This window comes from Pseudomonas sp., assembly GCF_050739655.1.
GTDB lineage: Bacteria > Pseudomonadota > Gammaproteobacteria > Pseudomonadales > Pseudomonadaceae > Aquipseudomonas.
Window position 1 is genome coordinate 1 of sequence record NZ_JBOIBY010000061.1, and the last position, 6,615, is coordinate 6,615.

Here is a 6,615-nt window from a genome sequence, read left to right on the forward strand (position 1 = left end):
GCATGCGCGTGGGGCGCCGGGGAGTGGTCGGTGGGTAGTTTCCTTGATAAACCTGTTTGGTGGTCGGGAGGGTGACTGCTAACTGACGGCGCTGGCAGGTTTCTGTGGGGCTGGGTTTTGTGTACATATCCGTTGCTGCGGTAACGGCTACTTATGGTTTCGCCCTTACGGCGAGTCCCTTTTGTCAAACGACACAAAAGGAACCAAAAGGTCTCGCCCTTTTCGTACGGCCCCTCGCTAAAGCTCGGGGTTCCTTCGCTCCGGCATTCATCTGGGGGCATCGCCCTCCGGTTGGCTTCGCTGGCACCTACATGCGATGAGTTCGACTGCGTCGAACGGCGCTGCGCGCCAATCCCCGGATGAACGCCTCCACTCAGCCTGCTGAGGGGGCGGGTGGGTCAAGATCAAATGCTCGCGAGGCGAGCTGACACTCGACCTGTTTGTGGCCACGTTTTCCATTGGAGCTGCCGCAGGCTGCGATCTTTTGATCTTGCCTTGGAAAATCAAAAGATCGCAGCCTCGTTGCACTCGACAGCTCCTACATCTATGGTTACCCCCTTTTCTGCAATACTGTTTTTGATGTTGTGTTTGGCTTGCTTTCATCTATCCGGCGTCTGAGTTGGGGGTGTGGCCCCCCGCGCCTCGATGAGAATCGATGCCCAACGACCCTAATTAGATTACCGGCCTTTCAGCCGTGTAGGAGCCCAGGGTTGTCGTCAGGCCGGTTTGCCGTTCACGTCATCTGTTATCCAGCATCGCAAAACCAGGTGGGTGGTGCTCGGGTGGCAGCAGGGTCAGGCGTTCATCGCGGTTGGCCCTGCATCGAATTCAGTGTGGTGTGCTGCTATTGCCCAGGCGATACGGGCCAGCTTGTTGGCCAGCGCGCAGACCACATGGTTGGAGTGATGATGGGCCAGGAGCTGCCTGACCCAGTCAGCCAGCCAGCCTTTCTGACCGTCCAGATGCATCAAGTAGACACGGGCACATTGGATCAGCAGGCGCCTTTGGTTTCGGTCACCGCGCTTGCTGATGCCCAGCAACACGGTTTTGTCGCCGGTGGAATGTTGTTTGGGGACCAGCCCGATTGAGGCCGAATAGCCTCGCCCACACTTGAACTGCCTTCCATCGCCCAACTCCGCAGCCAGGACGCTGGAGGTGATCGGGCCAACGCATGGCATGGTCATCAGACGAGAAGCCAGATCATCTTCAGCGGCCTGGCTTTCTACGGTCTTGTCCAGCGACTTCACCTGTTCGTTCAGATACTTGAAGTGCTCATGCAGGCACCTGAGGATGCTTTTAATGGAGTCAGAAAACGAGGCTTCCTCCAGCAGCACCTCAAGTCCGTTGATCGATTTAAACCCCGGAGCCAGACTTATTCCGACCTCCAATAGCGCTGCGTGAATCCGATTGGCGGTCGCTGTTCGGTCTTTGACAAACGCATCGCGTGTCGAGTTGAGCATGGCCAGTGCTTGTTGCTCTTGGGATTTTGGCGGCACAAAACGCATCGTGGGACGTGTGGCTGCCTCGCAGATCGCTTCGGCATCGGCAAAGTCGTTCTTGTTGCTTTTGACGTAAGGGCGTACCAGATGGGGAGCGATGAGCTTGGCTGAATGCCCCAGCGCGGCAACGTGTTGCGCCATGAAATGGGCTCCTCCACAGGCCTCCATCACCACCGTGCACGGGTTGAGGTTGGCCAAGTGCCGAGTGAGCCCTGCTCGATTAAACTTTCTGCGATAAAGCTCATGACCACGATCATCCTGAGCGTGCAGGTGAAAGGAGTGTTTTCCCAGGTCGATCGCGGCGATTGCAACATTGTTCATGGCAATGATCTCCGATAAGCCCCCTGTGAAAGCTTAGCGAGCGATCACAGGGGGCAGCGGGGGTAGCCATTTCATTAGGTTTGCGATCTTTTAATGCGGGTTCGAAACCGTCAGCATCTGACCTGGCTTGAGCGCCTGGCCAACGCGGGGATTCCAGCGCTTGAGATGCTGCATTTCGACGTTGAAGCGCTTGGCCACGATGTACAGCGAGTCGCCTTGCTGGACCTTGTATTTGGCCTGTGGCTTCTTGGCTTCGTCCTTGGTTTTACTGTTGGCCGCGACCACGGTGTTGATGCGTCCGGAGCTGCGTTTGCTGGTGTCTAGCAGGACCAGTGTCTGGCCGGGTTTGAGGTTCTTTCCGCTCAGTTTGTTCCAGCGCTGCAGATCCTTGACGTCGACGTTGTTGGCCTTGGCAATGGTGCCGAGGTTGTCGCCGCGCTTGACCCGGTAATTGCGTTTGACGCTGGCCACCTGGGTGTCGTCGGCAACTTCGAACACGGGCTGGAGCTTCTTCTTGCTGATCAGCTCTTCAGGACGCATGGTCTGCAGGCTGGTGGTCAGCAATTGCGCCTTGGACGTGGGCACCAGCAAATGCTGGGGACCGTCGATGGTAGTGCGCTGCTTGAAGGCCGGGTTGAGCTGGAACAACTCGTCTTCGTCGATGTTGGCCACCGCGGCAACCTTGGACAGGTCCATGCGCTGGTTGATTTCGACGACCTGGAAATACGGTTCATTGGCGATCGGGTTGAGGTTCACGCCGTAGGCTTCGGGCGCCATGACCACTTGCGAAAGGGCCAGCAATTTAGGCACGTAGGCCTGGGTCTCTGCCGGTAGCGGCAGGTTCCAGTAGTCGGTTGGCAGGCCAAGCTTTTCGTTACGCTCGATGGCGCGGCTGACCGTGCCTTCACCGGCGTTGTAAGCGGCGAGGGCCAACAGCCAGTCACCATTGAACATGTCGTGCAGACGGCTCAGGTAATCCATCGCAGCGGTGGTCGAAGCGGTGATGTCGCGACGGCCATCATAGAAGCGGGTCTGGCGCAGGTTGAAGTAACGTCCGGTAGAGGGGATGAACTGCCACAAGCCAACCGCATTGGCCCGGGAGTAGGCCATCGGGTTGTAGTTGCTTTCAATCACCGGCAACAGCGCCAGTTCCAGCGGCATGTTGCGTTCTTCAAGGCGTTCGACGATGTAATGAATGTAGAGACTGCCGCGATCCCCGGCGTTTTCAAGGAAGGAGGGATTACTGGCGACCCACAGGCGCTGCTGCTCGATACGCGGGTTGACGCCCAGGCCATCCTGCAACTGGAAACCCTGGCGCATGCGCTCCCAGACATCCTGCGGGATCTGCGGGCTCGGCTTTTCGCTCAGCCAGACAGGCTTCTGTTTGGCTCGCGCGGCAATATTCGGAGCGTGTGTCGCGTCGGTCTGTGGTGTATGACTGGAACAGCCCGCCAATGTCGCGGACACAGCCACCGCGATGGCTTGCGCCAGGCGGGACAAAGTGTCCGAATTAATGGCTTTTCGAATAGATGACGACATTGGCTGGAAGTAAGTTCCGGGGCAAAAATGTCGGGCGATTCTAGAAACCAGACCCTCTGCGGTCAACCATTCAGCGTTTTCGTACCATCGTGCAAGCTGTTTAAAAGGTGTCTTTCCATGCTCTTAAAACTGCAAAAACCATATCGGGCGCAGAGTTATCGTTGCCGGTCCGTTCGTCCGCTTTTTCTTTAACGGATGTTACGGAGGTACGCAAAAAGGGATTTGTGCGCTTTTCCAGGGCGATTGTGGAAGGCAGGGTGATGACTCCGGCTTCCCTTTGACGGGTGACGTTGGACAGGCGTTCAAGGGTGTCCGGATTGTGCGGTTCGACTGCAGCGGCGAAGCGCAGATTGCTCAGGGTGTACTCATGGGTGCAGTAGACCTGCGTTGCCTCGGGAAGGGCTGCCAGGCGCGACAGCGAGGTGTACATTTGCTTGGGCGTGCCCTCGAACAATCGACCGCAACCGGCAGCGAAAAGAGTGTCTCCACAGAACAGCCGGCCAGGCTGATAATAGGCAATGTGGCCCAGGGTATGGCCAGGCACGGCAATGACGTCAAAGTCCTGGCCGAGCGCAGTGATACGGTCGTTGTCCTTGAGCGCCACGTCCCGTCCCGGAATGTTTTCGCTGGCGGGGCCATAGACCTTCGCGCCGGTGGCTTTCTTGAGCTGCTCGACACCGCCGACATGGTCATGATGATGGTGAGTGATCAGAATATCGCTCAAGGCCCAGTCCGGATTGGCTGAGAGCCAGTCTTGCACGGGTTTTGCGTCTCCCGGATCGACCACCGCACATTGGCGGGTTGCGGGATTTTGTAACAACCAGATGTAGTTGTCGTTGAAGGCGGGCAGGGCAGTGATCTGTATCATCGTCGGATTCGCCAAGCGGAAAACAATGGCGCATCTTAGAACTTCCTGGCGCGTTGGAGAATGCAATGACCGATAAAGCGTTCGCTCAGGCTGATCCTGACTGGCTGGCGTTGATCAGCGCGGCCCGCGACTGGCTGTCCGGCCCCCTCGGGCAATTTTTGCTGGATGAAGAACGGCGCATGCTCGAAGACGAGCTCGGGCGTTTCTTCGGCGGCTACCTGGTGCATTACGGTCCGTCGGCCCAGACACCGCCGTCGGCGCCGCAAGTACAGCGCAATGTGCGCCTGGGCGCGCCGTTGCCGGGCGTCGAGATCGTCTGCGAAGAACAGGCCTGGCCGCTCAGTGAACATGCCGCCGACGTAGTGGTGCTCCAGCACGGGCTGGATTTCTGTCTTTCACCCCACGGTTTGCTACGCGAGGCTGCGAGTAGTGTGCGGCCCGGCGGGCATTTGGTGATTATCGGAATTAACCCCTGGAGTAGTTGGGGCCTGCGTCATGTATTTGCCCATGATGCATTGCGCAAAGCCCGCTGTATTTCTCCTTCACGGGTAGCCGACTGGCTGAACCTGCTGGGCTTCGCGCTGGAGAAACGCCGCTTCGGATGCTATCGTCCGCCCCTTGCTTCGCCTGCCTGGCAGACGCGTCTGGCAGGTTGGGAGCGCAAGGCCGGTGACTGGCAATTGTCGGGAGGCGGCTTCTATTTATTGGTGGCGCGCAAGATCGTCGTGGGTCTGCGACCCGTCCGCCAGGAGCGCCGCGAACCGATGGGCAAGCTGATTCCGTTGCCAATGGCCAAGGTCAATCGTCGCAATATCGAACCGTAATACCCCATATCAATTTCCGACCGGGTAATCCCGGTCTCGGGCGTTGTCGGTCAGCGATCGGCAAGCCACTGCATTTTCTGGATAGAACGGCATGAGCGATAGCGTAGAACTCTTTACCGATGGCGCCTGCAAAGGCAACCCTGGCCCCGGTGGCTGGGGCGCACTGTTGGTGTGCAAGGGCGTTGAAAAAGAACTCTGGGGTGGCGAAGCCAACACCACCAACAATCGCATGGAGCTGATGGGCGCGATCCGCGGCCTGGAGGAACTCAAGCGTCCTTGCGACGTACTGCTGGTGACTGACTCCCAGTACGTGATGAAAGGCATCAACGAGTGGATGGCCAACTGGAAAAAACGTGGCTGGAAAACCGCCGCGAAAGAGCCAGTGAAAAACGAGGACCTGTGGAAGATGCTCGACGAGCAGGTCAATCGCCACAACGTCACCTGGAAATGGGTACGCGGGCACATTGGCCATCATGGCAACGAACGGGCTGACCAGTTGGCCAACCGGGGCGTGGATGAAGTGCGCGGCCTATAACGGCTCAATACATCCCTCTGTAGGCGCTGCCGCAGGCTGCGATCTTTTGATCTTGCTTTCTTAAAATCAAAAGATCGCAGCCTGCGGCAGCTCCTACATTTGGCACCATGTTAAGATCCCCGCCTTTTGCACGATTGACCGATTGAGAGCTGAGCACTGATGGCCACCAGATCCGTTGTACTCGATACCGAAACCACCGGCATGCCGGTGACAGACGGCCACCGGATTATCGAAATCGGTTGCGTCGAGTTGATTGGTCGGCGCCTGACCGGTCGGCATTTTCACGTTTACCTGCAACCGGATCGTGAAAGTGACGAAGGCGCCATCGGCGTCCACGGCATCACCAACGAGTTTTTGGTGGGCAAGCCGCGTTTCGCTGAAGTGGCCGAAGAATTCTTCGAGTTCATCAAGGGCGCGCAGCTGATCATCCATAACGCGGCGTTCGACGTTGGTTTCATCAACAACGAATTTGCCCTGATGGGCCAGCACGATCGCGCGGACATCACGCAGCACTGTTCGATTCTCGACACCCTGTTAATGGCCCGGGAGCGTCACCCGGGGCAGCGCAACAGCCTGGATGCGTTGTGCAAGCGCTATGACGTCGACAACTCCGGCCGTGAACTCCACGGCGCCTTGCTCGACTCCGAGATCCTCGCCGACGTTTACCTGACCATGACCGGCGGCCAGACCAGCCTGTCGCTGGCCGGCAATGCTTCTGACGGTGAGGGCGGGGGCAGCTCCGGCACTGAAATCCGTCGCTTGCCCGCCGACCGCAAGCCGGCTCGCATCATTCGCGCCAGTGAAGACGACTTGGCTCAACATGCGGCGCGTCTGGAAGTCATCAGCAAATCGGCGGGGGCGCCGGCGCTTTGGTTGCAATTGGCCGAGGCTGAAGCTCAGGCATAGGTTTCTTTAAAAAGAGATCGCAGCCTCGTTGCACTCGACAGCTCCTACAAGGGATTGGGTAAAGCCTGTAGGAGCGAGCTTGCTCGCGAAAATCCTGTAGGCGCCGCGAGCATTCAGGATGCT

General features: G+C 58.2%; 6 protein-coding genes. 3 read left to right on the forward strand and 3 right to left on the reverse strand.

Annotated elements, in window-relative coordinates:
- Positions 1-794: 794 nt before the first annotated feature.
- The 3 genes from ACRESJ_RS03385 to gloB form a co-directional block, all read right to left on the reverse strand.
- Positions 795-1,820, reverse strand: a complete 1,026-nt coding sequence (locus ACRESJ_RS03385; protein ID WP_431756637.1) for an IS110 family transposase — start codon at positions 1,818-1,820, stop codon at positions 795-797.
- Positions 1,821-1,910: 90 nt separating this feature from the next.
- Positions 1,911-3,359 carry a LysM peptidoglycan-binding domain-containing protein gene (locus tag ACRESJ_RS03390; protein WP_431756638.1) on the reverse strand — a complete coding sequence of 483 codons (1,449 nt, stop codon included), beginning with the start codon at positions 3,357-3,359 and terminating at the stop codon, positions 1,911-1,913.
- A 100-nt stretch (positions 3,360-3,459) separates the two neighbouring features.
- Complete coding sequence (gene gloB / locus ACRESJ_RS03395) at positions 3,460-4,227, reverse strand: hydroxyacylglutathione hydrolase (RefSeq protein ID WP_431756642.1); 768 nt, start codon at positions 4,225-4,227, stop codon at positions 3,460-3,462.
- A 65-nt stretch (positions 4,228-4,292) separates the two neighbouring features.
- Between gloB and ACRESJ_RS03400 the strand changes: the two genes are divergently transcribed.
- The 3 genes from ACRESJ_RS03400 to dnaQ all read left to right on the forward strand — a co-directional run bounded on the left by ACRESJ_RS03400 (position 4,293) and on the right by dnaQ (position 6,492).
- Complete coding sequence (locus ACRESJ_RS03400; protein WP_431756639.1) at positions 4,293-5,051, forward strand: class I SAM-dependent methyltransferase; 759 nt, start codon at positions 4,293-4,295, stop codon at positions 5,049-5,051.
- A gap of 91 nt (positions 5,052-5,142) precedes the next feature.
- Entirely contained in the window at positions 5,143-5,586 is a 444-nt protein-coding gene (rnhA, locus tag ACRESJ_RS03405) for a ribonuclease HI (RefSeq protein ID WP_431756640.1), read from the forward strand.
- A 159-nt stretch (positions 5,587-5,745) separates the two neighbouring features.
- Positions 5,746-6,492, forward strand: a complete 747-nt coding sequence (dnaQ, locus tag ACRESJ_RS03410) for a DNA polymerase III subunit epsilon (protein ID WP_431756641.1) — start codon at positions 5,746-5,748, stop codon at positions 6,490-6,492.
- Positions 6,493-6,615: the final 123 nt, after the last annotated feature.

Bases quoted from the DNA above. Each gene is read 5' to 3' on its own strand.
- ACRESJ_RS03385 (WP_431756637.1), bottom strand. From the start codon at position 1,820: ATGAACAATGTTGCAATCGCCGCGATCGACCTGGGAAAACACTCCTTT.
- ACRESJ_RS03390 (WP_431756638.1), bottom strand. From the start codon at position 3,359: ATGTCGTCATCTATTCGAAAAGCCATTAATTCGGACACTTTGTCCCGC.
- gloB (WP_431756642.1), bottom strand. From the start codon at position 4,227: ATGATACAGATCACTGCCCTGCCCGCCTTCAACGACAACTACATCTGG.
- ACRESJ_RS03400 (WP_431756639.1), top strand. From the start codon at position 4,293: ATGACCGATAAAGCGTTCGCTCAGGCTGATCCTGACTGGCTGGCGTTG.
- rnhA (WP_431756640.1), top strand. From the start codon at position 5,143: ATGAGCGATAGCGTAGAACTCTTTACCGATGGCGCCTGCAAAGGCAAC.
- dnaQ (WP_431756641.1), top strand. From the start codon at position 5,746: ATGGCCACCAGATCCGTTGTACTCGATACCGAAACCACCGGCATGCCG.